Raw genomic sequence first — 26,209 nt, 5'->3', positions numbered from 1 at the left:
CTTACTAGGTGAAACTTCTCTCGCTCGTACTGCTAATCATCATCGCACTAGGTATTGCCTATTGCATCCGCTCACTACGTGCTCTGCATCAAAAGGTCAGTTCACGATCTGAGCGAACTACACGAGAGATTGCTGCATCCACCAAGGAGCTAAAGGCCGAAGTTTGGCAGTCCTATCGCCAGAGTGAGGCAATGCAACAATTGTTATCCCTTTTAAAATTTAGCGCACCAGTTCCACCAACGCGTAGCTGGGCAGCCTCTCCAGATCTTTTGTTAACTCTGGCTCAGCTAGTTCGCACACACAATCCGAAATTAGTTGTTGAACTTGGTTCAGGAGTTTCCACATTAGTAGTCGCCAAGGCTGGGGCAAAGAAGGTAATAAGTATTGATCACTCAGGCGAATTTGCAGATATAACTCGTGGAGTCTTAAAAGAGCACAAAGTACGTGGTGTTGAGATTAGAGTTGCACAACTTAAAGCTCATATCTCAGGTGTTGATTGGTATGACACAGCGGTCTTAAAGGATTTAAAGCGCATTGATTTATTGATAGTTGATGGTCCACCAGGATCTAAAAATCCAGAGGCACGCATGCCAGCCCGCGCTGAGTTCATCGCCAAGCTCTCACCTAAGGCAGTTATTGTTATAGATGACGTCAATCGTGAGGGAGAGCGTAAGTTAGCTGAGAGTTTTGCTAAAGCTCTTCCTAATCACGTTCTCACCATTTACCCACACGAAAAGGGCACAGCGGTAATTTCGCCTAAATAACACATGCCTCAATCAATAGAACAAGCTCTAGAGCAGGCATGCGCGCTCATCGTTGATACCAAAACCTTAGTTCGAGTTGTTCTCTCTGGTCGAAGACGCAATATGCAGGTAGAGCACGAGCGAATTGATATACGACCTGTTGAAATTAAAGGCTCCATAGTTTTACAACTCACCTATAACGATGGCAAAGCAACAACTACAAAAAACATTGCTGCAGATAAATCTCAAGTACTAGAGCTGCTTTCAAGCGGTTATGCAAATATCACCGTGGATAACGTGGAGGGCTCAACAAGTATTCGTGTGACCAAAAGTGGTGAGGCTCAGGTCCACTTTGAAAACAAAAGCCTTGAACAGAACCTTTCTCACGATAAGAAGAAAGAACGCCTATTAGATCCTGCTGATCCCTTTCTCCTAGAAGTTGGAATTGCAGATCACAAGGGCCAAATCAAGCCGTCGAAGAATGATAAATACAAACAAGTAGAAGAGTTCCTTCGCTTACTCGTTCCCACACTTAACGCAGCAATTGAAGCTGGTCAGATTGCAAAGCCAAGCAAAGATAAGCCGCTATCAATTGTTGATTTGGGTTGTGGTCATGCCTATCTAACTTTTGCAGCCCACCAGTATTTAAGAAGCATGGGAATGTCCGTTCATGTCACTGGAATTGATGTTCGCCCAGCATCGCGTGATCGAAACAATGAGATAGCTGCAAAGCTTGGAATCACAGACACAATTACTTTTAAGGCAGAGGAAATTGCTTCGACAACTGCCAACAAGGCCGATGTTGCAATCGCTCTACATGCCTGTGACACAGCAACAGATGATGCAATTGCCTGGGCAGTCAATGGCGGGGCCAAACTACTTTTGATTGCTCCTTGTTGTCATCACGATATTCAAAAGCAGATGGATCAAAGCCCCGAGCCATGGGGGGCGATCACTAAGTTTGGTGTGATGAAAGAGCGGATGGGCGATTTACTTACAGATGCACTTCGTGCACAGATATTGCGCATTGTCGGTTATCGCGTTGAGATAATTGAATTTATCGGGGGTGAACACACGCCTCGAAATATCATGATTCGTGCAGTAAAGACTGGGGCACAACCTGATGCGCTAGATATCGACAGATATCGCGAAATCACCACACAGTGGGGCGTAGTGCCTGCCCTTTCTAAGAAAATTCCCACCTTCACTATCGGTTAGACTTCACTCATGTCTAAGGTCCTTGCATCTCTTCCTGTAGGAGAAAAAGTCGGTATCGCCTTTTCTGGTGGTCTCGATACTTCTGTGGCAGTTGCATGGATGCGCGAAAAGGGTGCGATTCCTTGCACCTACACCGCAGATCTTGGCCAATATGACGAGCCAGATATTGAATCAGTTCCAGTTCGTGCCAAGGAATATGGCGCAGAGATCTCACGCCTAGTTGATTGCAAGAGCGCTTTAGTTGAAGAAGGTTTAGCAGCAATTGCTTGCGGAGCTTTTCATATTCGCTCAGGCGGAAAACAATATTTCAACACAACCCCACTGGGCCGCGCCGTAACAGGAACCATGCTGGTTCGTGCCATGCATGCAGATTCAGTAAATATCTGGGGTGATGGTTCAACCTATAAGGGCAATGACATTGAGCGTTTCTATCGTTATGGCCTCTTAGCTAATCCAAATTTGAGAATCTATAAGCCATGGCTAGATGCTGATTTTGTTAATGAACTTGGTGGACGTAAAGAGATGTCTGAGTACTTAGTTGCTCACAAGCTTCCCTATCGCGACAGCACTGAAAAGGCATACTCAACTGATGCCAACATCTTGGGTGCAACACATGAGGCAAAATCTTTAGAGAATCTAGATACTTCAGTAGAACTAGTTCAACCAATTATGGGAGTTCGCTTCTGGGACCCAGCTGTAAAGATCGAAACTGAAGATGTGAAGATTTCTTTTGTTCAAGGTCGCCCAGTTGCCATCAACGGTAAGTCATTTGATGATGTTGTGGCTTTGATGAAAGAAGCCAATGCAATTGGTGGTCGCCATGGTCTTGGAATGGCTGATCAGATTGAAAATCGTATTATTGAAGCAAAGAGCCGTGGAATTTATGAAGCTCCAGGAATGGCGCTTCTATTTATTGCTTATGAGCGCTTGATCAGTGCAATTCATAATGAAGACACTATTGCTAACTATCACGCAGAGGGTCGTCGCTTAGGTCGCCTGCTCTATGAGGGTCGTTGGTTAGATCCGCAGTCCTTAATGCTGCGCGAATCATTGCAACGTTGGGTGGCATCTGCAGTTACTGGTGAAGTTACTTTGCGTATGCGCCGTGGTGATGATTACTCAATTATTAATACAACTGGCCCAGCCCTTAGCTATGCACCAGAGAAGCTATCAATGGAGCGCACAGAAAACGCCGCCTTTGGTCCAGTTGATCGTATCGGCCAGCTGACTATGCGCAACCTTGATATCGCAGATACTCGCGCCAAGCTTGAGATGTATAGAGCGCAGGGTCAACTAGGTGATGGTGATTTTAGATTAATCGGCGAACTCGAATAAAGGATAAGAATGCAATCAAAAGTTAGAAACCTAGCTATCGCAACAGTTATTGCTCTTGCGATTACATCCCTTTCAGCATGTGGAGGAAAAGAACAAGTGTTAGAAACATCATCTAATGGCCTACCGGCAGTAACAGCTAATGCTGGTGAAGCACCAACTATTACAGCGCCAACTGGTGCAGCCCCAACAACTCTTCAAACACAAGACATCATTGTTGGAACAGGCACAGAAATTCAAGCCTCTTCTACTCTGACAGTTCATTACACACTGATGACATGGTCAAATGGTTCAATTGTTGAATCATCTTGGTCTGGTGGACAACCAGCAACGTTTCCACTTGCAGGTGTAATCGCTGGATGGCAGCAGGGTCTACCTGGTGCAAAAGTTGGCGGACGTCGCTTACTCGTTATCCCAGCAGATCTTGGTTATGGTCCAAATGGCTCTGGCCCAATCGGTCCAAATGAAACTCTGATTTTCGTTGTAGACATCATCGCTGTTTCATAACAAGGCTTAAAGCAAACCCCATCAGCCACAGTGGCTGGTGGGGTTTTCTCTTTGTTTGCACTACATTCACCTAGAACATGTACCCTGCAATCATGAAGAAGGTGTTTGCCGAGTTTCTTGGCACTGCGTTTTTAGTAGCAATCGTTGTTGGTTCAGGCATTATGGCGATAAACCTTTCCCAAGATGTTGGCGTGCAACTTCTCATTAATACGATTTCAACTGTCTTTGGCTTGTATGTATTAATCACAATTTTGGCACCAATAAGCGGAGCCCATTTCAACCCAGTTGTGACTATGGTTGATCTGATTCAAGGTAAGAGCTCAACGGTTCAATTCATTCAATACTCACTTGCTCAAGTACTAGGTGCGATAACAGGGGCAGCGTTGGCTAACGCCATGTTTAGCTACCCATTACTTGAAGCCTCTACGAAAATACGTTCAGGTGGCAATCTCTATATAGGCGAAATTGTTGCAACTGCCGGTCTAATCCTTGTCATTAATTTATTGGTTAATCAGAAAAACCTTGTTGTAGTTCCGGCAGCCGTTGCTGCCTGGATTGGAAGTGCCTACTTCTTCACAAGCTCCACATCCTTTGCAAACCCTGCAGTCACCATTGGACGAACCTTTAGCGATTCTTTTGCTGGAATAGCGCCAGAGTGTGCACCCAAATTCATTGCTGCACAAGTACTCGGCGCTCTTATTGGATTAGGTTTAACAAAGGTGCTTACTCGTGAGAAATAAACCCACCGTGCTATTTGTTTGTGTGCATAACGCTGGCCGTTCCCAAATGGCAGCAGGTTTTATGAAGGCCTTAGGACAAGATCGTGTGGAGGTTCTCTCTGCTGGCTCTGCCCCAAAGGATTCAATTAATCCTGTTGCAATTGAAGCTATGGCAGAACTTGGAATTGATATTGCAAACAATGTTCCAAAGATTCTCACACCAGAGGCAGTTCAAGCATCTGATGCAGTGATAACAATGGGGTGCGGAGATGCTTGCCCGTTCTATCCAGGCAAGCGCTATGAAGATTGGGTCTTAGAGGATCCAGCAGGCCAAGGAATTGAATCTGTGCGAGTAATTCGTGATGAAATCAAGAAGCGCGTGGAAACTCTGCTTGCTGAACTACTTGCTTAAGAAATTACGAATTTAGCGCCAGCTATTAGTAGGACAACGCCCAAAGCCCGCTTCACGCCCACTGATGAGAATCTTTTGATTCCAAAGCGTGTGCCAATAAATGCTCCGAGGAGCACGGCAACTAAAAACACAGGCAGTTCACTTGGAAGTGAAGATGTTGATTGAAGGTTACCCAGCAATCCAGCAGTTGAGTTAACGAAGATAAATGCAGCAACAGTTCCACTGGCTGCTTTCACGCTCACCCAACCCAACCAAATGATCAGGGGGGAGAGGAATATTCCGCCTCCTGTGCCAGTAATTCCAGAGAGCAAACCAACGCATGCGCCCATAAAGATTGCTAAAGGTTTGTTTACTTCTCTATGAGCTTTATCGGTTTGTAGTGCTTGAACTAAAAAGCGCAGACCAGATAACAAAAGCAGCACACCAATTACTGGCCTATAAATTTCACTAGATAGATTGATGCGCCCGCCAATAAAGGCAGCTGGGACAGATCCAATAATCAGGAATAGGAAAAGGGTTTTATTGAAGAAATTACTTTTTATATAGCGAAGTGCGGTAAAAGTCGAGACAAAGATGTTGAGAGTAAGGGCCGTTGGTCTAATTACTGCTGGGGGAAGATCAAAGAGAGTCATAATGGCTATATAGGCAGAGGCACCTGCATGGCCCACAGATGTGTAGAGAATTGCTCCAAGAAATAAAAAGCCTGCGATAAGCAGCGTGTGTGCTTCAAGCACTACTGAACTGCTTTAACTATCTGTTCACTGAGCCATCTACGTAGTTCATAGGCTTCATCGATCATGAATCCATGACCAAAGAATCCATGAATAGTCCCTGGATATTCCTTTAATGTCACAGCTACACCAGCTTTTTCTAAGGCAACTGCGTAGTTAGCGCCATCATCGCGCAAAACATCATGCTCTGCTAAGCCAATGATGGCTGGTGCAACATTTTTAAATGTTGTTGCCCGTGCTGGAATGGCATATTTGTTGTTCATGTGAGCCTCTGGAACATAAAGCCCCCAACACCACTGCATACCAACACTTTCTAAACCAAAGCCAGTTTCATGGGCAAGGTATGACTTAGATTGAAAATCAGTATCTAGACATGGATAGATAAGCATTTGATATGCAAGTTTGACATCTCCAGTATCAGCGGCTTTAAGTGCAACTGCTGCGGCTAAATTGCCTCCAGCACTATCGCCTCCCACGCCTATCTTTGATGGATCAATTCCAAAGCGTGCTGCATTTTTTGCAACCCAGAGCAGACCTGCATAACAATCATCAAAAGGTGTTGGGAATGGATGCTCTGGTGCTTTTTGATAGTTAATTCCAATTACTACAAAACCAGTCTCTGCTGCGATGTTAGACATCTGTGGGGCATAGCGCAGTGTCCAACTAAAGACCCAACCGCCACCGTGGAAATAAACAAGTGCAGGAGCATTAGGTTTCACGTTTTTAGGACGATAGATCACGGCATGCAGATCTGCTGTGGGAGAAGTGAAGTAGGTGTGTTCAGTGTGAACATCATCAGAGAGTGGGCCGGCATACTTTAAGTAATCAGCAGCATCTGCTCGAAGGTCTTCAAGAGTGGGATTTTCAGGCAAGACGTTGTTAGTAGCTATGTATTCAAGATAAGCCTTGGTCTGAGAGGTCATGGTCATGGGCGCAAGGGTATTCCAACTATTAGGTAGTGCGCTCTACACTCTCACTCATGTCTATCGCCCACCACGTTTACACCGCCGTTGATTGCGCCAACCCAGTATCCCTAGCCGGCTTTTATGCAGAGATAACTGGTTGGGATGTTGGAGAGATAGAAGATGCCGGGGATGAATGGGTAGATCTATTCCATAACGGTGTGCGCATGATGGCCTTTCAAAAAGTTGCCAACTACATCCCACCCACTTGGCCAGAAGGCCCCGTCCCACAGCAACTTCACTTTGATTTCCATGTAAAAGATCTAGATATTGGTGAAAGCAAGATCTTGGCAATCGGTGCCACTAGGCATGAGGTGCAACCAGGTACAAACTTTAGAGTCTATCTAGACCCAGAAGGTCATCCATTTTGTTTAGTGAAGAATCCCCAGTAAAAAGCTGTGTTTAAGTTAGAAACACAAAGGGCTTTTCTTTACTAAGCCTCGGGATAGCAGGTTCAAGTGCTGCACAAGCCACGGCTTCCTTGAACTATCTTCTAGGGAAGAGCTTTCGAGCAAAGTACTGCAGACGCACTATTAACTTTGATTTGAAAGAAACCTTTGTGCCATCGCCGATTATCGTTCTCTCGACGAACGGTGGGGAATTCTTAATGGTTTTTTCAAAGTTCTCCATGCTCAGTTCCTCTTTTAATGATTCAGATTTACTGTAAGAGTCAAACTTTGAGATTTCATTGCCACCACAAAATGGACAGTTAGAGCTGGTATCGGAGACCCTTTTTTGACATTGCGGGTTTAGACAGAGCGCCACATAAGAGATATTAATGAATGAGAATTGCAATGTCTCTTTGAAACGAGCATTCACAGGCAATCAACAGGGACGATCAATGCTTTCAAGCTGAGGGTAAATTTCGGGACTTACTGTTGTAAGTGGGTGATGAGGGGCTCGAACCCTTACCAAGCTAGCAAGGACCCATGAGGTAAACCCACAATTTCTTTATGTTAACCTGGAATTAACAAGTCGTACCTTGTAAGTAGTGCTCTGATTACATAGGTTCCGGTTAGCCAAATCGGTGCTTCCCAGATTGGTAATACTATGGATCAACGTGAAATTAATGAAAAGCGTTACGAGATCGCTGCTACACAAACCTCATCAGTCATGCTTGTCGGGCTTTTTTCGAACCTGGCAATTTTTGCGATAACAGCGTTTTCTGATCTTTCCTCTGGAGCTCAAACTGACTGGAAAGTCATTGTGAGCATTGTCGAAGCATTTTTCTTAGTTTTCGCACTTGGAGTATTTGGCGACATTGCAGCGTATGTTAAAGACATTCCCGCTAATGAAGACTCAACCTGGAATAGAAATGCTCGTAAAGCACCACCTGAGATTTTTATGGTTATAACAGCAGTAGGAATTATAGCTCTGTGGTTCTTTCAACTAAGGGCAATAGGGGCATAACAATTTAGTTAAAAGGGCTGGGGCTAATCACCCCAGCCCTTTTAATTGGAAAGCTTGTTAAACCAATCTAATGTTGGTTTGAACTTAGAAGTTTGCAAATACGCCTTCTTCACTCCACCGACAGAGCGAACTTTCACCAATCCTGCCTGAATGAGAATTTCTAGGTGTTTATCAATTGAGGCAGGTGTGAGTTTGCAGAGCTTTGAGAGATCTTTCATTGTGTGTGAATCCTGAACTAATGCCTCCACAATCCGGCGACATTGCGGCGCAGATAAGGCCTGAAGATTGTGGGCAAATTGGATCTCGTTGGGTTTCATTGAAATCTCCGCATGTATTCTCGGGCTTACTTACGTAAGTGGGTGGTGAGGGACTCGAACCCCCGACCCGGTGATTAAGAGTCACCTGCTCTACCAACTGAGCTAACCACCCGAAGCATCCAGGCGCCGGAAACGCTTGAATGCAGGTGGAAACCTATCAGCAAGAGCAGCCTTGCTGCACGTTCCCGACACCGGCAAAATGGTCATATGAGTCACTGGGAAATAAGGATTGCCCTAGTCCTAACGCTCTTTCTAGCAGGGATTCCAGAAGCCTCTAGCGCTGCGAGCCCAACGGTTACTGATGTGATTGCAACGATGGCAGTAAAGGGCCGTGCTCCAAAGACTGGATACACACGAGCGCAGTTCGGTACTGCTTGGAAAGATGTGGATGGAAATAGCTGTGACACCCGCAATGACATGTTAAAAAGAGATCTCATAGAAATTGTCTATAAAGATCGCTGCACGATTTTAAGCGGAATTCTGCCTGATCCATTTTCAGGTGAAAACATTAATTTTGTGCGCGGGGTTGGCACAAGCAACGCCGTGCAGATTGATCACGTTGTGGCTCTTTCAAATGCTTGGCAGACCGGAGCTTTCAAGTTAACTCTGGAAAAGCGCACCGCCTTTGCAAATGATCCACTCAATCTTTTAGCAGTTAAAGGTTCTTTAAACTCTCAAAAAGGTGATGGGGATGCAGCAACGTGGTTGCCACCCAAGAAGAGTTATCGCTGTGCCTATGTTGCAAGACAGGTGGCAGTAAAAGCGAAATATAGTTTGTGGTTAACGGCCCCTGAGAAAGCGGCCATTGTGAAGATTATTGCTACGTGCCCAAAACAGGTTGTGCCAAGTAATTAACTTAGTGACCTGTTTTTAGTACGCGCTGGCGAGATCGTTCAATCTCAGCTTGGGCTTCAATGGCATCAACCCAGTTACCACCAGTAACACTCTTGCCAGGCTCTAACGCTTTATAGACTTCAAAGAAGTGTTGGATTTCAGAGAGTTCATACTCAGGCACATCAGTTATATCTTGCAAGGATGCTTTGCGAATATCACCTGCTGCAACACAGAGTAATTTGTCATCTCCGCCAGCCTCATCAGTCATGTTAAACATGCCAATAGCTCTGCAGGAAACTACGCAGCCTGGAAATGTTGGCTCATCGAGCATTACTAGAGCATCGAGTGGATCGCCATCGAGGGAGAGAGTGTTTTTCACAAAGCCGTAGTCATAGGGATAACGAGTGGATGTGAAGAGCATGCGATCAAGACGAATCTCACCAGTGAGGTGATCGACTTCGTATTTGTTGCGGCTGCCTGCTGGGATTTCAATGATGACATCAAAAATCATTTTTTGCCCAGCTCTCTATTCGTTTGAGTTAATAGTGGGGTGAGCGACGGGGCTCGAACCCGCGACATCTCGGACCACAACCGAGTGCTCTACCAGCTGAGCTACGCCCACCATGAGTGCCAAAGTCTACCGGTTACTGCTCATCACCTGGAACAAATACTGCGCTGCGGTAATACGCAAGTTCTGCAATTGAATCTTGAATATCGCCCAGAGCCCTGTGATTGCCCGTCTTTGCCGGGGCGTTGAAGTAGGCCTTGGGATACCAGCGCCTTGCCAACTCTTTTATCGATGAGACATCGATGGTGCGATAGTGCAGGTAGTCATTAAGACGTGGCATATCGCGGGCGATGAAAGAGCGATCAACAGAGACTGAGTTGCCAGCTAATGGAGATTTACCTGCCAAAGTGTTTGCACTCTCTAGATATTTAATAATCAAATCTTCGGCCTCTGTTACTGAAACACCATTGGGGATTTCAGTGATTAATCCAGAGGTGGTGTGCATTTGAGTGACGAACTCATTCATTCCGGCCAACTGCGCAGCGCTCGCCTTAATCACCACATCAACGCCATCACCAATGACGTTTAATTCTGAGTCGGTGACTAGGACAGCTATTTCGACCAGGACGTCTTTTTCCAGGGAAAGTCCGGTCATTTCGCAGTCGATCCAGATCAGGTTGGGCTGTTCGTTGGGCATAGGAGCAACCTTAAGGGGGAAGGGGTGATTTCACCTTTTGTTAACCTTCTAGACACCTTTGGTCTATGTAATAAATCCCGTGTATGGACAAGATTCGCTTCATGACAATGCTTGAAAACAAGCCGGGCGCAATCCCTGCCCCACGCGAAATCACCACAAAGCCGCGCCTGTCAGATCAAGTTTTCCGCATCGTTGTAACTATTGGAGGCATGACCTCTCTAGTAATTCTCGGTTTGATTGCATTGTTCCTTTCACTTAAAGGAATAAGTGTCTTGCGTGTTGAGCAATTCTCTTTCATCACAGAATCTAAATGGGAAGTGTTACAAGATGCCGAGGGTAAGGTCGCCGAAAGTACTTTCGGTCTTGGTGCGATGCTTATTGGAACATTCTTATCCGCTTTCATTGCTGTCATAGTGGGAGTTCCTATCGCAGTCTTGAGTGCTTTGTATTTGACCTTCTATGCGCGTGGGCCGGTTAAGAAGCTGCTAATTTCTTTAATTGATCTCATGGCAGCCTTCCCTTCACTTCTATTTGGTTTTTGGGGCTTCATCGTTTTGATGGGTAGCGCGGAGTATTGGGCAAAACTTCTCAATAAGTATCTGGGTTTTATTCCAATCTTTGATGTTCCTGCGCCAATTTTTGAGCGCTCACCTTTTATTGCAGGACTTGTACTCGCAATCATGATCATTCCGATCGTCACAGCAATTTCGCGCGAGATCTTTGATCAAACACCATTGGATCGTATACAAGCTGCATATGCCTTGGGCGCATCAAAGCTTGCAATGATCAGAGCAGTTGTAATCCCTTATGGGCGTGGTGGCGTAGTGGGTGGAGCAATGCTCGGTCTTGGACGTGCCATGGGTGAAACAGTTGCGGTTTACACAGTTCTTAACGTTGTTTATCAGATCAACTGGCAGGTTCTTTTTGGTGCCGGCGGAAACGTTGCTTCACTTATTCTTCTAAAATTTGGCGAGGCGGGTCCAGAGGAAGTTAATGCACTCATGGCAGCGGGCCTTGTTTTGTTCCTTCTTACCTTGACGGTTAATGCTATTTCTGACGTGCTCATAAATAAGTTTGGGAAAAAGGGACGATGACTCAAACCACAATTCCAAAACCTCAAACGCCTTGGGGCACATCAATGGCTCAGCGCATGGCTACAGCTTCTCTATTACTTCTCGCTGGAGTGCTTGCAGGTGGGGCTATAGAACTTACAGGGCTTAGCGGCAAGCTAGGTTTTGCTGCAGCATATTTTTTCTTTGCAAGTCTTTTGATTTTTGTGCAACAACTGCGACTTCGTGATTTGGCAGCTGCAAAGGATTCACTGCTGAGCAGTTTTGCACTACTTGCGATGACTATGACCTTGATTCCCATTGTCAGCATTGTTGTAACAGTGGTGCTCAAGGGCTACAAGGGAATCCACTTTGGAATGTTTACCAATGACATGACACTGGCATCGGTTAATGATCCAGTTCAATCTGGTGGACTTTTGCACGCACTCATCGGAACCTTAATTATGGTTGGTGGCGCACTCATCGTGAGTTTCCCAATTGGTCTTCTCACCGCTCTGTATTTAACTGAGATTCGTGGAAAATTTGCCCGACCAATTAAATTCCTAGTCCAAGCGATGAGTGGTGTGCCATCTATTGTTGCTGGTCTATTCATTCTTTCAATTCTGGTTATCCCAATTACTCAGGAGTTGACCGGCTTAATGGGTTCACTGGCGTTAAGTATTTTGATGATTCCAACTATTGCTCGAACAGCTGAAGAGATGCTTCTGTTAATTCCAAATGAGCTTCGAGAGGCTGGCGTCGCACTAGGAGCCACCCAGTGGCGCACAGTTTCTGGCGTTGTAGTTCCTGCCGCTAAGAGCGGATTGGTTACTGCAGTAATCCTTGGAATTGCTCGCATCATCGGTGAAACTGCGCCAATTCTTCTCGTATCGGGCGGAGCAGATGCACTTAACTTCAATCCGATGTCAGGGCCCATGGGCTCGCTACCGTTTTATATTTGGAAAGCTTTTCTCACAGGTGGAACAGAAGAGGCATATGCAAGAGCGTGGGGTGGCATGTTGATTCTGCTCATTCTGATTGTGGTTCTATTTGTGCTTGCTCGTTACGTCAGCGGTAGGAAGGTGGCTTGAGATGACACCAACAGATATTTCAAATAACGATAACAATATGGAGAAGAAAATGCAGACAACAACGCCATCATCCCTTGCCTCAGTTGCAGGTAACCGTGAGCAACGAACCCCAGGGACAAACCTTCTAGGCACAGGCCTTGAGACGCGTGGAGTGCACGCGTGGTTTGGTACTAAGCATGTTCTCTCAGATGTCACTTTGGATTTTGCTGCAGGTACTGTCACAGCTTTGATTGGACCCTCAGGCTGCGGAAAGTCAACGTATTTGAGAACACTCAACCGCATGCATGAGTTCATCCCAACAGCAGCACTTGCTGGTGAAGTTCTACTGGATGGGCAAGATATTTACGCCCCTGGAACAGATGTTACAAAGATCCGTCTTCGCGTTGGAATGGTTTTTCAGAAGCCAAACCCTTTCCCTTCAATGACCATTGGTGAGAATGTCTTATCTGGACTCAAGCTTGCTCAATTAAAGAAAAGCAATACAGATGAACTTCTCGAGTCATGTCTTACGCGCGCAGGTCTCTGGAATGAGGTTAAAGATCGCCTTGGCGAGCATGGAGGCGCACTATCGGGTGGGCAGCAACAGCGTTTGTGTATTGCACGAGCATTAGCCGTTGAACCACAAGTACTTTTGATGGATGAGCCATGTTCTGCCCTTGACCCAGGATCTACATTTAGAATCGAACAGACAATCTCCGAGTTGGCTAAGTCAATGACTATCGTCATTGTTACTCACAATATGCAACAGGCCGCTCGCGTCGCCGATTACACAGCTTTCTTCTTATCTGATGGCGGACCAGGAGTAATGGTTGAGACCGCCCCAACGAGCAAGATCTTCTCTAATCCAAGTGATAAGCGCACTGAGGATTACGTAACAGGCCGTTTCGGCTGACACCTGTTGTTCACTTAAGGTAGGGCTTTTGTTCACCAACACCTTGCCTTAGATTAACTTGGCCTCAGTAGTTTTCCTTTCGTAAACGTCTTACCCTCCTACGAAAGGTATTTAATGAAGTTTTCAATTAAGGCAAAGGCCCTTGCTATTGCCGCAGTAATCGCAGTTTCATCTGCGCAACCAGCACACGCTGTTGATCTAGCGGGCTCAGGTGCATCATTTGTGGTTCCTCTAGTAGAAGCTTGCAAGGCAGGCTTTGCTAAGAAGTCCGGTCACTCATTTGTTTACACATCAACCGGTTCAGGAACAGGCAAGAACAACTCCGACAATAAAATCGGAGATTTCTGGTTTTCAGATTCAGCACACACAGGTGCTAAGAAGCGCTCAACAATTTTCCACGCACCAATCGTTGCCGCTCCAATTGCAGTTCTAGTTAACCTACCTGCAAAGAAGGACATCTACCTTTCTTCAACTACAGTTGCAAAGATTTTCGCTGGTCAAATTACAAAGTGGAACGATCCAGAGATCGTTGCTGATAACAACCGCTCTGTAAAGTCAGTTGTTTACAAGAAGACTGCATCAGGAAACGTTGCTGTAGATAAGAGCGGTAACCCAATTGTTCTTCGTAACTCTTCAAAAAATATCTACTACACACTTCCTAACAAGCCAATCAAGGTTGTTTTCCGTTCAGATACTTCAGGAACTTCAAACAACTTCACACGTTTCATGAATGGTGTGGCTCCAACAGTGTGGACAAAGCCAGCTAACGATGCATTCACAACTGCCTTCCCAGGAAACATCAACGACACTGCAAACATCGGTCGCATTGTTGGTGCAAATGGTTCACAGGGTGTAGCAACACTTGCTGCGAAGTCTCCATACTCAATCACATATGCAGAAAAGCAATGGGGAACTTCATTTGGTCTTCGTGCTGCATATATTGGTAACGCATCAGGTAACTTCACATACCCAGATTCAGCTGCAACATCAGCCTTCCTAGGTGAGGCAAAGCAAGCTGCTGACGGAATCGTTACTTTTGACTACAACACAAAGGTGGCAGGTGCATACCCACTAGGAATCATCAGCTACATGTTGCTAGAAACTTCATATGAAGACAAGACAAAGGGAACAGCCGTTAAAGAACTCGCTGAGTACTTCTTGTCATCAGAGTGTGCAACAGCTGCAGCCCCAAGTGGTTTCATTGCTATCGAGGGCACATTCCTTGCTAAGGCGAAAGATCTACTCGCACGAGCAAACAAGTAATCTAAAAACTCAATAACAAAATAAAAGAACCCAGGGCCACGAGGGTAGCCCTGGGTTCTTTTATGTTTTAAAACTGCTGCGCGCCTGGCAGGAATCGAACCTGCGACAACCCGCTTAGAAGGCGGGTGCTCTATCCGACTGAGCTACAGGCGCTTGTAGGAGGGTCGTAATGCATAGTCTACCCGTGACTACCACTAAGGTTTCATTCCATGGCTGAGTTCATTTACACGATGAAGAAAGCGCGTAAAGCGCATGGTGACAAGGTCATCCTTGATGACGTCACGATTATGTTTTATCCAGGCGCCAAGATCGGCGTGGTCGGACCTAACGGTGCCGGTAAATCCACAGTCCTACAGATCATGGCCGGACTACAGCAACCTTCAAATGGCGAGGCATACATAACTCCCGGTTACACCGTTGGAATCTTGCTTCAAGAGCCACAGCTCAATGAATCCAAAAACGTTATTGATAACGTTAAAGAAGGCGTGGCAGAAACTGTCGCAATGCTTGATCGATTCAATGCAATTAGCGATGAGATGTCTAGCCCAGATGCTGACTACGACAAGTTATTAGCTGAAATGGGCGAGCTGCAAGAACAACTCGATCACCGCAATGCATGGGAGTTAGATTCAAAGTTAGAACAAGCTATGGACGCACTTCGTTGCCCACCGGCTGATGCTGATGTTTCAGTTCTTTCCGGTGGTGAAAAGCGCCGTGTGGCATTGTGCAAGCTACTTTTGCAAGCCCCAGATCTATTGCTTCTTGATGAGCCAACTAACCACCTCGACGCTGAATCTGTTTTGTGGCTAGAACAGCACTTAAATAAATATGCTGGTGCAGTTGTTGCGATCACACACGATAGATACTTCTTGGACAATGTTGCGCAATGGATCCTAGAACTCGACCGTGGTCGTGCTTATCCTTATGAAGGTAACTACACCACCTACCTTGAAACAAAGTCTGCGCGTTTAAAGATTGAAGGCCAAAAAGATGCCAAGCGTGCAAAGCGTTTAACGGAAGAACTTGAATGGGTGCGCCAAAATGCTAAGGGCCGCCAAACTAAATCTAAAGCCCGTCTTGCTCGTTATGAAGAGATGGCAGCGGAAGCTGACAAGATGCGCAAACTCGACTTTGAAGAAATCCAGATTCCACCTGGACCGCGACTAGGAAATGTTGTCATTGAAGTTGAAAATCTGACTAAGGGCTTTGGTGATCGTGTTCTTATCGATGATCTTTCATTTACTTTGCCACGCAATGGAATTGTGGGAGTCATTGGACCAAATGGTGCGGGTAAAACTACGTTGTTTAAGACGCTGCTAGGTCTTGAAACTCCAGATTCTGGAAGCGTGAAGATTGGTGAAACTGTAAAGATTTCCTACGTTGACCAGTCCCGTGGTGGACTAGATCCAAAGAAAACTCTTTGGGAAGTTGTCTCTGACGGTCTTGATTTCATTAAGGTCGGCCAAGTTGAAATGCCTTCACGTGCCTATGTTTCCTGCTTTGGTTTTAAAGGCCCAGATCAACAAAAGCCAACTGGAGTTCTCTCTGGTGGAGAGCGCAACCGTTTGAACTTAGCGCTGACTCTTAAGCAAGGTGGCAATCTATTACTCCTTGATGAGCCAACAAATGATTTAGATGTTGAAACTTTGGGCTCACTAGAAAACGCACTCCTAGAGTTTCCTGGTTGCGCTGTGGTTATTTCCCACGATCGCTGGTTCCTTGACCGCGTAGCAACACACATCTTGGCCTATGAGGGTGATTCAAAATGGTTCTGGTTTGAAGGAAACTTCGAATCCTATGAAGCAAATAAGATTCAAAGATTAGGAGCTGATGCGGCACGTCCACACCGCGTCACATATAGAAAGTTGACCCGTTAAATGAGATATCAAAGTAAGCAGTATGTCCGCTGGGATGATCTAGATGCTTTTGGTCATGTTAATAACGCTGTGTATTTAACGTATGCACAAGAAGCCCGCTTTGCTTGGTCAGGCATTTTAGAGATGGTTGTTGCCCGTGCTGAAGTTGATTTCATCGCACCTATTTATGATGGCGATACATTCCTCGATATCGAGCTTTGGGTGAGCGCGATTGGTAACTCTTCTTTCACGATGACCTATGAGATAAAGATGAAAGGCGAGCTAGTTGCCCGAGTGAAAACAGTTCAAGTAACTGTGGACATGGGCACTAAGAAGTCTCATCCAATAGATGATGAACAACGAGCATTTCTCACTAAATATCTTGAGACGGAGTAAGAATGTCACCTTTAAAATCTCGTAAAGAGCGTCCTTGGTGGCGTGATGCAGTTACCTACCAGATTTATCCACGCTCCTATGCTGATTCAAACGGAGATGGCATTGGCGATGTTGAAGGTATTCGCTCACGACTTCCATATTTGAAGCAACTAGGTATTGATGCAATTTGGATTTCTCCTTGGTATCCATCACCTCAACACGATCATGGGTATGACGTTGCCGACTACATGGATATCGAACCTGATTACGGAACTCTTGCTCAGGCCGAAACATTGATAAAAGAAGCAAATGATCTTGGAATTAAGTTAATCGTTGACATTGTTCCTAACCACACATCAAGTGATCACAAGTGGTTTCAAGCTGCCCTTAAAGCAGGTCCTGGTTCACCTGAACGCGATCGTTATATGTTCCGCGATGGCAAGGGTCCTAACGGAGATTTGCCACCAAATAACTGGGAAGCAGTCTTTGGTGGATGCGCATGGGAGCGCGTCATTGAAGCCGATGGGAAACCAGGGCAGTGGTATTTACATCTCTTTGCTGTTGAACAACCTGACCTTAATTGGGAGAACCCAGAAGTAGTTGCCCACTTAGAAGATGTGTTGAAGTTCTGGCTAGATCGCGGTGTTGCAGGTTTTCGTATCGATGTTGCCCATGGAATGTTTAAAGAAGCGGGCTTGCCAGATATTAGAAAAGATCCAGCAGCATCCATGCTTGGCACAGAACACAAGCCTTTCTGGGATCAAGAAGGCGTCCACGATATTTATCGTTCTTGGCGCAAGATTCTTGATTCATATCCAGGAGATCGCATGGCAGTTGCTGAAGCCTGGGTTAGTCCATCAGAGCGCATTGCGCGTTATGTTCGATCAGATGAGCTACAGAACTCATTTAACTTTGAGATGTTAACAACGCTCTGGGATGCCAAAGAGATCAAGACAAAGATTAATAACTCTATTGATGCACTAGAAGAAGTTGGAGCACCTACTTCGTGGGTATTTAATAACCATGATGTTGTGCGCTCAGTTGATCGCCTAGATCTAGGGCTCACTAATCACGGTGACACAACCCTTTCACGCCAAGGAGATCCAAAGAAGCTCAACATTGCGCGCGGAACTTTGCGTGCAAGAAGTGCTGCGCTCATGACACTAGCTTTGCCTGGAGGAACATATCTGTATCAAGGTGAAGAGCTTGCAGTTCCTGAAGTGCGCGATATTCCTGAAGATCGTTTAACTGATCCACGTTGGAAGATGAGTGGTTTTTCAGATCGTGGTCGTGATGGCTGCCGTGTTCCAATGCCATGGACTTCTAATCCAGCTGGCGCTTTTGGTTTCTCAACGAACGCATCATTAAAGCCAGAACAAGCATGGTTGCCACAATCTTCTTGGTGGGGAACTTATGCCGTTGACACACAAGATGGTGTTGAAGGATCAACCTTGTCCATGTATAGAAAAGCTTTAGCTATTCGCAAAGGCGAAGAAGGCTTAGGCGATGGACCGATGGAGTGGATTGAAGCGGGCAAGGATGTTGTTGCATTTGAGCGTCCTGGAGATTTTGCTTGTTACATCAACTTTGGTGCACCGATTGAACTTCCATCTAACTCACAGGTATTAGTTTCAAGTGGACCAATAACCGGTCACACATTGCCAACTGATACTGCCGTGTGGGTCAGATTGGTTTCTTAATGCCAAATACAGCGCTGCAACAAAAAGTAGTTAAAACACTTGCAACTGCCCAAGTCTTAAATGGCATTGGCGTTGCAGGCACTGTTGCCGCTGGTTCCTTACTTGTTTCATCTATTACTGATTCAGAAACGTTGGCAGGTCTTGCTCAAACTTTCTCTGTTTTAGGCGCAGCTGCAATGGCTCTGCCACTTGCACGTTTAACTGCCCGAGGTGGTCGCAGGCTTTCACTCTCTGTTGGTTATGTGGCAGGAGTTGTTGGTTCAGTAAGTGCAATCCTGGGTGGTGCTCATAAGAACATATTCCTCATGCTTCTTGGAACTTTTCTTGTTGGTTCAGCATCAGCATCTGGCTACCAAGCCCGCTTTGCAGCAATTGATTTAGCAACTGATGAAACCCGTGCAAAACAACTCTCATTTGTTGTCTGGGGTTCAACTATTGGCGCAGTTGCTGGGCCTAATTTAATGGATCCTGCAGGGCGTTTGGCAGAGCGCTTCAATCTTCCGCCACTTGTTGGTCCTTACATCATCTCTGCTCTTACATTAATTTTTGCAACAGTAGTTATTCAACTCTTCCTGCGCCCTGATCCTTATCTCTTAGCGGAAAAACAGGCGAAGGTAAAACAACATAAGGGTTCAACCAAGGCAGCTCTTACACATATTCGATCTAATCCAAAGGCGTTATTTGCTATTAGCGCTATTGCAATTGGACACGTTGCAATGGTTTCAGTGATGGTGATGACACCAATTCATATGAAGCATGTTGATGTTTCACTTCAAATTATCGGTTTTGTCATTAGCGTGCACGTTTTAGGAATGTATGCATTTTCGCCACTGGTTGGATCCTTAAGTGATCTTCTTGGGCGAGTGAGAGTGATTCAAATTGGTATAACAATCTTGTTGCTTTCAACTCTTGTTTCTGGCACGGCAGCAGCAGATGATGCTGTAAAACTTGGAATTGGACTGTTCTTACTTGGTCTGGGTTGGTCCTGCACACTCATCGCAGGTTCTGCTTTTCTCTCTGAATCTGTCTCACTTGAGATGCGTCCTGCATCCCAAGGTGCCAGTGATTTAGTAATGAACTTAGCCGGTGCTGGCGGGGGAGCACTCGCTGGTGTAATCATCGGAACGTTGAGTTACGGCTGGCTATGTTTCTTTGCAGCCATTCCAGTACTGGGATTAGCGGTGAGTGCGGGAAAGATTATGAAGATTGAGAATTAGCGATATGGCTATCCTTAGAACATGAGCAGCCTTTATGAAGAAATAGGCGGAGAAGCTTTCTTTGCTGATTTAACTGCGCAGTTTTATGCTCAGGTGGCCGTTGATCCTATTTTGCGCCCCATGTATCCAGATACAGATTTAAAGGCTGCAGCAATGCGCTTGCAATGGTTCTTAGAACAATACTGGGGCGGACCAACTACCTATCAAGAAAACCGTGGACATCCACGACTTCGCATGCGCCATTCAGAGTTTCATATCAATCTTGCAGCACATGATGCATGGCTAAAGGCGATGCGCGCAGCCGTTGATGGAGTAGAAATGAAACCAGAACACAAAGAGCAGTTGTGGGGCTATTTAGAGATGGCAGCAGCTGCCATGATTAATCAACCAGATTGAGATTGATTTCCAACTTTTAGAATTTCGCCATTTCGCAAATACCAAAGCGTTCCCTTTTTATCGCGCACACATGTCACGCGCAAACCAACTTTCTCAACAACACCTTGAACCTCTAAAACATCTACTTGGTCGCCCACACCATATTGATCTTCAACCAACATAAAGATTCCAGAGAGAACATCTCGAACCAGGGTCTGTGCACCAAGACCAAGTGCAACACCTAAAATTCCAGCTGATGCAATGAGTGGTCCTAAGTTAAAACCAAATTCACCGAGAGCCATTGCTGCTGCAACAACCCAGATAACAGTTTTTAAAGTGCTAGAGAGGACGCCGCCAATTGTGCGAGCGCGTTCTTTTTGCCGAGAAACGATGTTGCGCGGACCTGGAACTAGATCAGCAGTTGCTAATCGATTCATGGCCCGCTCGATTGCGCGGGTTCCAAAGGCCTGGGCAATCATGGCCGAGATAAGAATGATGGCTACGCGCAGGGGGGTTCCGCTTATCCAGTCCAGGGCGTTTTGCAGTGAATCGTTCATAGAAGTCAGACTTTATCCAAATCTTTACCTAAATATCGCTAGTCAATACCCACGCGCTCGGGTGTTTTGGTGCAAGATAAACCAATCGCTCATAGCCAAGGAGAGGATTGCGATGTCGCGGACGCTGGTGCTCAATGCCACCTACGAACCACTAGGTGTCATTACTGAACGTCGTGCGCTCATCCTTGTGCTCAATCACCGCGCAACAATGATTGAAGAGTCAGGTTCGGTCCTACATTTCTCTGGCGGAGAAATAGAACTTCCTTCAGTGATTCGCCTCAATAAATTTGTTCGCATTCCATATCGCCACGCAGTTCCACTTTCTCGCCGGGCAATCTTTGCTAGAGATGGTGGACGTTGTGTGTATTGCACTGCACCTGCCACATCCATTGATCACGTCATTCCACGCAGCCGTGGTGGCGGTCACAATTGGGAGAACGTTGTCTCTGCATGCCATAAGTGCAATCACTTAAAGGCAGATAAGCAGCTCAAAGAAATTGGTTGGAGATTGCGCCAACTTCCGCGTGAGCCAGTAGGGGCAGCATGGAGAATTCTTGGAACCGGTCAGACTAATGCCAGATGGTTGCAGTACTTAGAGCCATTTGGTGTGGCAGCAGCAACTGCTTAAAGCATTTATACTTAACCCATGCAATTTCTTGCGAGCAGATTTGAAGATGGCTATGTCCCAGGCCCAGGTTTGAGCGTTGCACAAACAGTTTTCACTTACGTAGTAATTCCTGTTGGACTCTTTACTGTTATTGCACTTACATCTTGGTTGACATCAGCGCCACGAAAAGAAAAAGCACAATCTTCAGTTTCTTCAATTAACTAATTATCTAGCCCCTGAACCTTCAAAGCACGGATAACTCCGTCTTGTGATTCTTTAACTAGTTTGCGAAGTACCGCAGGTGCATCTTTACCCACACCATTTAACCAAGCATTAGTTTTATCCAGTGTGCTCTGACTAATAATCCAGCTTGGATACATTCCAGTCACAAACTTGGCTGCGCCTTCATAAGACTTTGACTCCCACTCTGAGAGTAAGTTCTCAAAGTAGAGATCCACAAATGGGGTCAAAAGGTGGCGCTGGATAGGGCGTTGGAAGCCTGCAACTAATGCAGAGCGAACTGAAGTCTGAGCATCTTGATGCATCACGGTATTGAATGCATAAGCCTTTGCCTCGGCATTTGGTGTTGCAGCTTTTGCAGTCTCAAACAACAAGTTTCCTGAAGTGGTGTTATCACTTGCCAACTCTGCATCTAGCTCTGCTTGGGTAGTTGCCCCGCGCTCAGTGAGTGCAATGAGGAAATCCCAGCGGCGATCGGTATCAACTTTAAGACCCTTGATTTCGCCATTTAAAATCCCGCGCACATTTTTAATCTGTTCTGGCGTGTGGGCGTTAGCGGCAAATGCGCGTGAATAGAGAAGTTGGAGATCACTTGCTGGCGCACTTGATTGCATAAGGTTCCAGAATCCAGCAGCTAAGCGCTCACGATACTTATCTCGATTAGCATCAGATGCATAACCCTCTACAGATGTGCCAAGTTGGCCAATAACAATGTTGACGATTGCATCATCATTTTCCCCAGCTAAGCCAGAAAGGGCTATCTCAATGAAATCGGCAGAAGAGATTTGTGCATCTCGGTGCATATCCCAAATAGCTGCCCAACTAAGAGCGCGAGCCAATGGATCATTTAAACGGCCTAGATATTTCTTCAGCGTTGCAATAGAGCGATCATCAAAGCGCAGCTTGGCATATGAAAGATCGCGGTCATTGATAAGCAAAAGATCTGCAACTTTTTCACCAGCTAGCTCTGTTACTACTGTGCTTGCACCAACAACATCTAGTTCAACAGATTTACGTAAGTTAAGTGAGTCACCGCTGATGTCATAGAGACCAACAGCTAAGCGGTGGGGGCGAAGCTCTTTTGAACCAGCAGGAACTAGAGGAACCTCTTGTGAGATGACAACACTTGTATAAGTATCACCATCAATTTCTAGCTGTGGACGCAGGGTGTTTACGCCTGCAGTTTGTAGCCAGGTGTGGACCCAGGTCTCTAACTTGCGACCACTGGCCGCTTCTAGTTCTACTAATAAATCATTAAGTGTTGTGTTACCCCAAGCATGCTTTGCAAAGTACTTTTGCAATCCTGCGATGAATTGTGGACGACCAACGTGGGCAACGAGTTGATGTAATACAGATGCACCCTTGGCATAAGTAATTCCATCAAAGTTAGCATTTACCGCCTCCATATCAACCATGTCAGCGATGATTGGGTGAGTGGAAGAGAGTTGGTCTTGGCGATATGCCCAGTTCTTTCGTGCGCTATTGAACTCAGTCCAAGCTCCCTTAAAGCGCGTTGACTCAGAGAGTGCTAAATAAGAAGACCATTCAGCAAAAGATTCATTGAGCCATAGATCATCCCACCAGAACATGGTGACCATGTCGCCAAACCACATGTGCGCCATTTCATGCAGGATTGTGTTGGCACGTGAGAGGTATGCCTTTTCTGGCATGTGCGAGCGGAAAACTAGAACATCTTCACGGAATGTGACCGCGCCAGCGTTTTCCATTGCACCGAAGTTGAAGTCAACAACTGCGATTTGATCGTATTTTTCAAATGGATATGCCAGACCAAAGACTTTTTCAAAGTATTCAAAGCCTTGCTTAGTAATCAGGAAGATATCTTCTGGATCTAAGTACTGCATCATCGATTTACGGCAGTAGATTCCAAGAGGAATCTCCTTCGCACCTTTATAAACATCATGGACAGATGAATACGGTCCTGCAATGAGTGCATCTAGGTAGGTTGCAATACGTGGGGTAGTTGTGAACTTCCATTCAACTGATTCACCCTTAGTTGTCTTTGACTCAACTGGGTTATTTGAAACTGCTTGCCAGTGACCCGGTGTTGTTACGGTCAGAGTAAATGTTGCTTTTAGAGATGGCTGATCAAAGCAGGCAAACATGTTGCGAATATGCGCAGTCTCACCTTGTGAGTACAAATAGATCTCACCGTCGGCTGGATCAACTGAGCGCTGCAGACCTTCACCTGACTTTGAGTATTCAGCTTCCATCTCAATTACTAAGGTGTTATCGGCAGCTAAGTTAGTAAGGAAAATGCTTTCGCCATCAAATTTAGAAACATCAACTGCTGCGCCATTAAGTGTTGCACTGATGACGCTGCGTCCCACAGCATCAATAAAGGTTGAATAGCCAGGCTTGTTGCACGTAAAAGAAACCTCTGATTTTGAATAGAAGGTCTCTTCACCCTTTGTAACATCTAGAGTGACTGCATAGCTGTTTACGTAAAGATGCTCCGCACGATCTTTAGCTTCAGTACGGCTCAAATTCAGACCTGGCACTTGTAACTCCTCTTAATGGATGGGGCGCTTTTGTAGGTTCTAATCCAACCATGACAGAGTTAGGACATGGAACGCCCATCGGTACGCAGCTATAGCATCCGAGGCTCCCGCATTACCCAGGCCCAACGTGCAGCAAAAGATGAACTACAGGCTATGTATGGAATTGCCGTTGAGGAAAAGAAAGTAAATCTCAAAGAAATCTTTCCTACCAGCCAGAAAATCATTATGGAGATCGGTTTTGGCATGGGGGAAGCAACCGCAATCATCGCCAAAAATCACCCTTACAACGGCTACATCGCCGTCGATGTGCACCCACCAGGCATCGGCAAGTTGTTAGGCCGTATTGTGGAAAATGATTTAAAGAATCTGCGCGTCATTGAAGATGATGTACATATCGTTTTGCCACATATGTTTGAGGATGAATCTTTAGATGCAATCCATCTCTATTTTCCAGATCCTTGGCCAAAGAAGAAACACAACAAGCGCCGAATAGTTAATGAAGGCTTTCTTGCTCTCATTCACCCAAAGTTAAAAAAGGGCGGCTACATCCATATTGCAACTGACTGGGTTCCTTATGCAATTAGCATGCAGGAAGTTTTTGCTGCCTCATCTTTATTTACTGGGGGAGTAATTGAAAAACCAGAATCACGTCCGGTTACACGCTTTGAAGGCCAGGGGATCGATAAAGATCACCAAGTTACTGATTTGATGTATTTTCGAAAGTAGATATTTTGTTGATTCGTCGCACATGACGTTCATCATTAGTAAATGGCGTTTCAATGAAAGCATCAATGATTGCCTTGCACTCATCTATTGAATGCATTCGTCCACCAATACCCACTACATTTGCATTGTTGTGCTCTCTTGCAAGCTTTGCCGTTTCAACGCTCCAGGCTAGAGCCGCTCTCACACCTTTAACTTTGTTGGCAGCAATCTGCTCACCATTTCCAGAGCCACCTAGAACAATTCCCAATGAACCGGCATCTTTAACCGTTGCAATGGCAGCTGGAATGCAAAAATCTGGATAGTCATCTAGAGCGTCATATTCATGTGGGCCGTGGTCAGTGACTGTGTGAGCTTGTGACTCAAGGTATTGAACTAGAGCGCTCTTTAACTCAAGGCCTGCATGGTCACTTCCGATGTGAATCTTCATATGCCCATCTTGCCACCAACAACGTGGGCATAAAGAAAACCCGCCACATTCTCATTATGTGGCGGGTTTTACCCTTAGGAGGTTCTAGCTTTATCAGAAGTTAGTGATTAGGACCGTGTCCGCCTTTATGCCCGCCCTTACCCATTCCTGGGCCCATTGCTGGACGGACTGCATCAACTTTGGCAGTTACATGCGCAGTTAAATCAGCTTTCATAGTTGTTGCTTGTGCTGCAGTCATCTTTCCAGCTGTAACAGCTGCATCGATTTTCTTTGTGTGATCAGCAACAAGTGCGGTGATCAGTGCAGGTCTCTTATCACCAGCGATAGCACCGAGAGATTGACCAGAAGCAAGAGCGGTTTGAATCTCAGATATGCTCTTACCGATTGTCGTTGCAATCAGTGATTCGCGTGCTGAACGATCTGCACCCTTGTTTGCCTGATGAGCCGCTTGTGCTGCAGTTAAGGCTGCAGTGATGGCATCAGCTTGGACTTGAGTGATTGTTCCTGCACTCACAAGAGTTGTTAGAACATTCTTTAACCCAGCAGCATGATCACCCTTTTTACCAAGCGCTCCGACCATTGGATTAGCAATGGCATTAACTGTGGTGCGAGTGGTTGTTTGGCGAACTGATACTGACTTTCCTTTTGACGTAGTCTGTGATGCTGATGCAACACCTACCGTGCCAACCGAAAGTGCAAAAGTAGTTAGAACTACTGCTGCAATCTTTCTATTTGATGACATTTGCATGTCTTCCTCTCATCTAGCGGAACTGTCTGTGACCCCTCGTCATCGACTACCCGTAATCAACTCCCTTATGCTGAATAAAGTAGTAGGTAAGTCTTAGAACACTTTGTGAGTTTTTAACCTTTTGTAGGGACTACCCAATCTCCACGCTCAACTCCTGCCGCCGTGCCCCCTATTTAG

At 45.8% G+C, this 26,209-nt stretch carries 30 protein-coding genes and 3 tRNA genes; 21 read left to right on the top strand and 12 right to left on the bottom strand.

Going from position 1 to position 26,209, the window contains the following annotated elements:
• The first annotated feature begins 8 nt into the window (after positions 1-8).
• The 6 genes from A7sIIA15_RS05415 to A7sIIA15_RS05390 all read left to right on the top strand — a co-directional run bounded on the left by A7sIIA15_RS05415 (position 9) and on the right by A7sIIA15_RS05390 (position 4,931).
• The gene (locus A7sIIA15_RS05415; RefSeq protein WP_095686136.1) at positions 9-764 is read left to right on the top strand and encodes a class I SAM-dependent methyltransferase; all 756 of its coding nucleotides are present in this window, start codon (positions 9-11) and stop codon (positions 762-764) included.
• 3 nt (positions 765-767) lie between these two features.
• Positions 768-1,961, top strand: coding sequence for a class I SAM-dependent methyltransferase (locus A7sIIA15_RS05410; protein ID WP_095686135.1), 1,194 nt, complete (start codon positions 768-770; stop codon positions 1,959-1,961).
• Positions 1,962-1,970: 9 nt separating this feature from the next.
• The gene (argG, locus tag A7sIIA15_RS05405) at positions 1,971-3,296 is read left to right on the top strand and encodes an argininosuccinate synthase (RefSeq protein ID WP_095686134.1); all 1,326 of its coding nucleotides are present in this window, start codon (positions 1,971-1,973) and stop codon (positions 3,294-3,296) included.
• Between the two features lie 9 nt (positions 3,297-3,305).
• Entirely contained in the window at positions 3,306-3,800 is a 495-nt protein-coding gene (locus A7sIIA15_RS05400) for an FKBP-type peptidyl-prolyl cis-trans isomerase (protein ID WP_190279117.1), read from the top strand.
• 92 nt (positions 3,801-3,892) lie between these two features.
• On the top strand, positions 3,893-4,540 hold the full coding sequence (locus tag A7sIIA15_RS05395; RefSeq protein WP_236855945.1) for an aquaporin: 648 nt from the start codon (positions 3,893-3,895) through the stop codon (positions 4,538-4,540).
• Complete coding sequence (locus tag A7sIIA15_RS05390) at positions 4,530-4,931, top strand: arsenate reductase ArsC (protein ID WP_095686132.1); 402 nt, start codon at positions 4,530-4,532, stop codon at positions 4,929-4,931. The genes A7sIIA15_RS05395 and A7sIIA15_RS05390 overlap by 11 nt, the downstream gene beginning before the upstream one ends.
• On the opposite strand, the gene A7sIIA15_RS05385 is transcribed toward A7sIIA15_RS05390, so the two are convergent.
• Positions 4,928-5,665 carry a sulfite exporter TauE/SafE family protein gene (locus A7sIIA15_RS05385; protein ID WP_095686131.1) on the bottom strand — a complete coding sequence of 246 codons (738 nt, stop codon included), beginning with the start codon at positions 5,663-5,665 and terminating at the stop codon, positions 4,928-4,930. The two genes, A7sIIA15_RS05390 and A7sIIA15_RS05385, sit on opposite strands and share 4 nt — an antisense overlap.
• Positions 5,665-6,591, bottom strand: a complete 927-nt coding sequence (locus A7sIIA15_RS05380) for an alpha/beta hydrolase (protein WP_095686130.1) — start codon at positions 6,589-6,591, stop codon at positions 5,665-5,667. The genes A7sIIA15_RS05385 and A7sIIA15_RS05380 overlap by 1 nt, the downstream gene beginning before the upstream one ends.
• A 50-nt stretch (positions 6,592-6,641) precedes the next feature.
• Between A7sIIA15_RS05380 and A7sIIA15_RS05375 the strand changes: the two genes are divergently transcribed.
• Together A7sIIA15_RS05375 and A7sIIA15_RS05370 are read left to right on the top strand one after the other, a co-directional pair.
• Positions 6,642-7,016, top strand: coding sequence for a VOC family protein (locus tag A7sIIA15_RS05375; protein WP_095686461.1), 375 nt, complete (start codon positions 6,642-6,644; stop codon positions 7,014-7,016).
• A gap of 658 nt (positions 7,017-7,674) precedes the next feature.
• Positions 7,675-8,034: a hypothetical protein gene (locus tag A7sIIA15_RS05370; protein WP_095686129.1), complete on the top strand. Its 360-nt coding sequence runs from the start codon at positions 7,675-7,677 to the stop codon at positions 8,032-8,034.
• A gap of 41 nt (positions 8,035-8,075) precedes the next feature.
• Here the strand turns inward: A7sIIA15_RS05370 and A7sIIA15_RS05365 are convergent, their stop codons facing one another.
• Both A7sIIA15_RS05365 and A7sIIA15_RS05360 read right to left on the bottom strand, forming a co-directional pair.
• Positions 8,076-8,351 (bottom strand): ArsR/SmtB family transcription factor, encoded by a 276-nt coding sequence (locus A7sIIA15_RS05365; RefSeq protein WP_095686128.1) that lies wholly within the window; start codon positions 8,349-8,351, stop codon positions 8,076-8,078.
• Positions 8,352-8,390: 39 nt separating this feature from the next.
• Positions 8,391-8,463, bottom strand: a tRNA-Lys gene (locus tag A7sIIA15_RS05360).
• Positions 8,464-8,558: 95 nt separating this feature from the next.
• On the opposite strand from A7sIIA15_RS05360, the gene A7sIIA15_RS05355 reads away from it, so the two are divergent.
• Positions 8,559-9,206, top strand: coding sequence for an HNH endonuclease family protein (locus tag A7sIIA15_RS05355; protein WP_095686127.1), 648 nt, complete (start codon positions 8,559-8,561; stop codon positions 9,204-9,206).
• A 1-nt stretch (position 9,207) separates the two neighbouring features.
• On the opposite strand, the gene A7sIIA15_RS05350 is transcribed toward A7sIIA15_RS05355, so the two are convergent.
• The 3 genes from A7sIIA15_RS05350 to orn form a co-directional block, all read right to left on the bottom strand.
• Positions 9,208-9,696, bottom strand: a complete 489-nt coding sequence (locus A7sIIA15_RS05350; protein ID WP_095686126.1) for an inorganic diphosphatase — start codon at positions 9,694-9,696, stop codon at positions 9,208-9,210.
• Positions 9,697-9,731: 35 nt separating this feature from the next.
• A tRNA-His gene (locus A7sIIA15_RS05345) sits at positions 9,732-9,807 on the bottom strand.
• Positions 9,808-9,829: 22 nt separating this feature from the next.
• Positions 9,830-10,390, bottom strand: a complete 561-nt coding sequence (gene orn, locus A7sIIA15_RS05340) for an oligoribonuclease (protein ID WP_095686125.1) — start codon at positions 10,388-10,390, stop codon at positions 9,830-9,832.
• 101 nt (positions 10,391-10,491) lie between these two features.
• Here orn and pstC point away from each other — a divergent pair, with 101 nt between their 5' ends.
• From pstC to A7sIIA15_RS05320, 4 genes are all read left to right on the top strand, one after another.
• Positions 10,492-11,484, top strand: a complete 993-nt coding sequence (gene pstC, locus A7sIIA15_RS05335) for a phosphate ABC transporter permease subunit PstC (protein ID WP_095686460.1) — start codon at positions 10,492-10,494, stop codon at positions 11,482-11,484.
• A complete protein-coding gene (gene pstA / locus A7sIIA15_RS05330) occupies positions 11,481-12,530 on the top strand; it encodes a phosphate ABC transporter permease PstA (RefSeq protein ID WP_095686124.1) in 1,050 nt (349 codons plus the stop codon). The genes pstC and pstA overlap by 4 nt, the downstream gene beginning before the upstream one ends.
• A gap of 49 nt (positions 12,531-12,579) precedes the next feature.
• Entirely contained in the window at positions 12,580-13,422 is an 843-nt protein-coding gene (gene pstB / locus A7sIIA15_RS05325) for a phosphate ABC transporter ATP-binding protein PstB (protein ID WP_420021910.1), read from the top strand.
• A 114-nt stretch (positions 13,423-13,536) separates the two neighbouring features.
• Complete coding sequence (locus tag A7sIIA15_RS05320) at positions 13,537-14,685, top strand: substrate-binding domain-containing protein (protein WP_095686122.1); 1,149 nt, start codon at positions 13,537-13,539, stop codon at positions 14,683-14,685.
• Positions 14,686-14,764: 79 nt separating this feature from the next.
• Here the strand turns inward: A7sIIA15_RS05320 and A7sIIA15_RS05315 are convergent.
• Positions 14,765-14,838: transfer RNA gene (locus A7sIIA15_RS05315), tRNA-Arg, on the bottom strand.
• Between the two features lie 56 nt (positions 14,839-14,894).
• On the opposite strand from A7sIIA15_RS05315, the gene ettA reads away from it, so the two are divergent.
• The 5 genes from ettA to A7sIIA15_RS05290 are packed head-to-tail and all read left to right on the top strand — an operon-like array spanning position 14,895 to position 20,229.
• The gene (gene ettA, locus A7sIIA15_RS05310; protein ID WP_095686121.1) at positions 14,895-16,562 is read left to right on the top strand and encodes an energy-dependent translational throttle protein EttA; all 1,668 of its coding nucleotides are present in this window, start codon (positions 14,895-14,897) and stop codon (positions 16,560-16,562) included.
• The gene (locus A7sIIA15_RS05305) at positions 16,563-16,937 is read left to right on the top strand and encodes an acyl-CoA thioesterase (protein WP_095686120.1); all 375 of its coding nucleotides are present in this window, start codon (positions 16,563-16,565) and stop codon (positions 16,935-16,937) included. It abuts the gene before it with no gap.
• Positions 16,938-16,939: 2 nt separating this feature from the next.
• Positions 16,940-18,616 carry a glycoside hydrolase family 13 protein gene (locus A7sIIA15_RS05300; RefSeq protein ID WP_095686119.1) on the top strand — a complete coding sequence of 559 codons (1,677 nt, stop codon included), beginning with the start codon at positions 16,940-16,942 and terminating at the stop codon, positions 18,614-18,616.
• Positions 18,616-19,833: an MFS transporter gene (locus A7sIIA15_RS05295; RefSeq protein ID WP_095686459.1), complete on the top strand. Its 1,218-nt coding sequence runs from the start codon at positions 18,616-18,618 to the stop codon at positions 19,831-19,833. The genes A7sIIA15_RS05300 and A7sIIA15_RS05295 overlap by 1 nt, the downstream gene beginning before the upstream one ends.
• 21 nt (positions 19,834-19,854) lie before the next feature.
• Positions 19,855-20,229 carry a globin gene (locus A7sIIA15_RS05290; RefSeq protein ID WP_095686118.1) on the top strand — a complete coding sequence of 125 codons (375 nt, stop codon included), beginning with the start codon at positions 19,855-19,857 and terminating at the stop codon, positions 20,227-20,229.
• Here A7sIIA15_RS05290 and A7sIIA15_RS05285 read toward each other — a convergent pair.
• Positions 20,217-20,765, bottom strand: coding sequence for a mechanosensitive ion channel family protein (locus A7sIIA15_RS05285; protein ID WP_095686117.1), 549 nt, complete (start codon positions 20,763-20,765; stop codon positions 20,217-20,219). The two genes, A7sIIA15_RS05290 and A7sIIA15_RS05285, sit on opposite strands and share 13 nt — an antisense overlap.
• 112 nt (positions 20,766-20,877) lie before the next feature.
• Between A7sIIA15_RS05285 and A7sIIA15_RS05280 the strand changes: the two genes are divergently transcribed.
• Together A7sIIA15_RS05280 and A7sIIA15_RS05275 are read left to right on the top strand one after the other, a co-directional pair.
• Positions 20,878-21,393, top strand: a complete 516-nt coding sequence (locus tag A7sIIA15_RS05280; RefSeq protein ID WP_095686116.1) for an HNH endonuclease — start codon at positions 20,878-20,880, stop codon at positions 21,391-21,393.
• Between the two features lie 18 nt (positions 21,394-21,411).
• On the top strand, positions 21,412-21,597 hold the full coding sequence (locus A7sIIA15_RS05275; RefSeq protein WP_095686115.1) for a hypothetical protein: 186 nt from the start codon (positions 21,412-21,414) through the stop codon (positions 21,595-21,597).
• Here A7sIIA15_RS05275 and pepN read toward each other — a convergent pair.
• Positions 21,594-24,131 (bottom strand): aminopeptidase N, encoded by a 2,538-nt coding sequence (gene pepN / locus A7sIIA15_RS05270; protein WP_095686114.1) that lies wholly within the window; start codon positions 24,129-24,131, stop codon positions 21,594-21,596. The two genes, A7sIIA15_RS05275 and pepN, sit on opposite strands and share 4 nt — an antisense overlap.
• 66 nt (positions 24,132-24,197) lie before the next feature.
• Here pepN and trmB point away from each other — a divergent pair, with 66 nt between their 5' ends.
• On the top strand, positions 24,198-24,857 hold the full coding sequence (gene trmB, locus A7sIIA15_RS05265; RefSeq protein WP_095686113.1) for a tRNA (guanosine(46)-N7)-methyltransferase TrmB: 660 nt from the start codon (positions 24,198-24,200) through the stop codon (positions 24,855-24,857).
• On the opposite strand, the gene A7sIIA15_RS05260 is transcribed toward trmB, so the two are convergent.
• Both A7sIIA15_RS05260 and A7sIIA15_RS05255 read right to left on the bottom strand, forming a co-directional pair.
• On the bottom strand, positions 24,829-25,284 hold the full coding sequence (locus tag A7sIIA15_RS05260; RefSeq protein WP_095686112.1) for a ribose-5-phosphate isomerase: 456 nt from the start codon (positions 25,282-25,284) through the stop codon (positions 24,829-24,831). The two genes, trmB and A7sIIA15_RS05260, sit on opposite strands and share 29 nt — an antisense overlap.
• Positions 25,285-25,384: 100 nt before the next feature.
• Positions 25,385-26,026: a hypothetical protein gene (locus tag A7sIIA15_RS05255; protein ID WP_095686111.1), complete on the bottom strand. Its 642-nt coding sequence runs from the start codon at positions 26,024-26,026 to the stop codon at positions 25,385-25,387.
• Positions 26,027-26,209: the final 183 nt, after the last annotated feature.

This window comes from Candidatus Planktophila vernalis (assembly GCF_002288185.1).
Taxonomy (GTDB): Bacteria; Actinomycetota; Actinomycetes; order Nanopelagicales; family Nanopelagicaceae; genus Planktophila; species Planktophila vernalis.
The sequence above is the reverse complement of the archived record's forward strand: the minus strand, read 5'-3'. Positions and strand labels throughout refer to the sequence as shown.

What these genes read in the sequence shown, in the direction of transcription:
- A7sIIA15_RS05410 (WP_095686135.1), top strand. Translation starts at nt 768, where the DNA reads ATGCCTCAATCAATAGAACAAGCTCTAGAGCAGGCATGCGCGCTCATC.
- argG (WP_095686134.1), top strand. Translation starts at nt 1,971, where the DNA reads ATGTCTAAGGTCCTTGCATCTCTTCCTGTAGGAGAAAAAGTCGGTATC.
- A7sIIA15_RS05400 (WP_190279117.1), top strand. Translation starts at nt 3,306, where the DNA reads ATGCAATCAAAAGTTAGAAACCTAGCTATCGCAACAGTTATTGCTCTT.
- A7sIIA15_RS05395 (WP_236855945.1), top strand. Translation starts at nt 3,893, where the DNA reads ATGAAGAAGGTGTTTGCCGAGTTTCTTGGCACTGCGTTTTTAGTAGCA.
- A7sIIA15_RS05380 (WP_095686130.1), bottom strand. Translation starts at nt 6,591, where the DNA reads ATGACCATGACCTCTCAGACCAAGGCTTATCTTGAATACATAGCTACT.
- A7sIIA15_RS05375 (WP_095686461.1), top strand. Translation starts at nt 6,642, where the DNA reads ATGTCTATCGCCCACCACGTTTACACCGCCGTTGATTGCGCCAACCCA.
- A7sIIA15_RS05370 (WP_095686129.1), top strand. Translation starts at nt 7,675, where the DNA reads ATGGATCAACGTGAAATTAATGAAAAGCGTTACGAGATCGCTGCTACA.
- A7sIIA15_RS05365 (WP_095686128.1), bottom strand. Translation starts at nt 8,351, where the DNA reads ATGAAACCCAACGAGATCCAATTTGCCCACAATCTTCAGGCCTTATCT.
- A7sIIA15_RS05355 (WP_095686127.1), top strand. Translation starts at nt 8,559, where the DNA reads ATGAGTCACTGGGAAATAAGGATTGCCCTAGTCCTAACGCTCTTTCTA.
- A7sIIA15_RS05350 (WP_095686126.1), bottom strand. Translation starts at nt 9,696, where the DNA reads ATGATTTTTGATGTCATCATTGAAATCCCAGCAGGCAGCCGCAACAAA.
- orn (WP_095686125.1), bottom strand. Translation starts at nt 10,390, where the DNA reads ATGCCCAACGAACAGCCCAACCTGATCTGGATCGACTGCGAAATGACC.
- pstC (WP_095686460.1), top strand. Translation starts at nt 10,492, where the DNA reads ATGACAATGCTTGAAAACAAGCCGGGCGCAATCCCTGCCCCACGCGAA.
- pstA (WP_095686124.1), top strand. Translation starts at nt 11,481, where the DNA reads ATGACTCAAACCACAATTCCAAAACCTCAAACGCCTTGGGGCACATCA.
- pstB (WP_420021910.1), top strand. Translation starts at nt 12,580, where the DNA reads ATGCAGACAACAACGCCATCATCCCTTGCCTCAGTTGCAGGTAACCGT.
- A7sIIA15_RS05320 (WP_095686122.1), top strand. Translation starts at nt 13,537, where the DNA reads ATGAAGTTTTCAATTAAGGCAAAGGCCCTTGCTATTGCCGCAGTAATC.
- ettA (WP_095686121.1), top strand. Translation starts at nt 14,895, where the DNA reads ATGGCTGAGTTCATTTACACGATGAAGAAAGCGCGTAAAGCGCATGGT.
- A7sIIA15_RS05305 (WP_095686120.1), top strand. Translation starts at nt 16,563, where the DNA reads ATGAGATATCAAAGTAAGCAGTATGTCCGCTGGGATGATCTAGATGCT.
- A7sIIA15_RS05300 (WP_095686119.1), top strand. Translation starts at nt 16,940, where the DNA reads ATGTCACCTTTAAAATCTCGTAAAGAGCGTCCTTGGTGGCGTGATGCA.
- A7sIIA15_RS05295 (WP_095686459.1), top strand. Translation starts at nt 18,616, where the DNA reads ATGCCAAATACAGCGCTGCAACAAAAAGTAGTTAAAACACTTGCAACT.
- A7sIIA15_RS05290 (WP_095686118.1), top strand. Translation starts at nt 19,855, where the DNA reads ATGAGCAGCCTTTATGAAGAAATAGGCGGAGAAGCTTTCTTTGCTGAT.
- A7sIIA15_RS05285 (WP_095686117.1), bottom strand. Translation starts at nt 20,765, where the DNA reads ATGAACGATTCACTGCAAAACGCCCTGGACTGGATAAGCGGAACCCCC.
- A7sIIA15_RS05280 (WP_095686116.1), top strand. Translation starts at nt 20,878, where the DNA reads ATGTCGCGGACGCTGGTGCTCAATGCCACCTACGAACCACTAGGTGTC.
- A7sIIA15_RS05275 (WP_095686115.1), top strand. Translation starts at nt 21,412, where the DNA reads ATGCAATTTCTTGCGAGCAGATTTGAAGATGGCTATGTCCCAGGCCCA.
- trmB (WP_095686113.1), top strand. Translation starts at nt 24,198, where the DNA reads ATGGAACGCCCATCGGTACGCAGCTATAGCATCCGAGGCTCCCGCATT.
- A7sIIA15_RS05260 (WP_095686112.1), bottom strand. Translation starts at nt 25,284, where the DNA reads ATGAAGATTCACATCGGAAGTGACCATGCAGGCCTTGAGTTAAAGAGC.
- A7sIIA15_RS05255 (WP_095686111.1), bottom strand. Translation starts at nt 26,026, where the DNA reads ATGTCATCAAATAGAAAGATTGCAGCAGTAGTTCTAACTACTTTTGCA.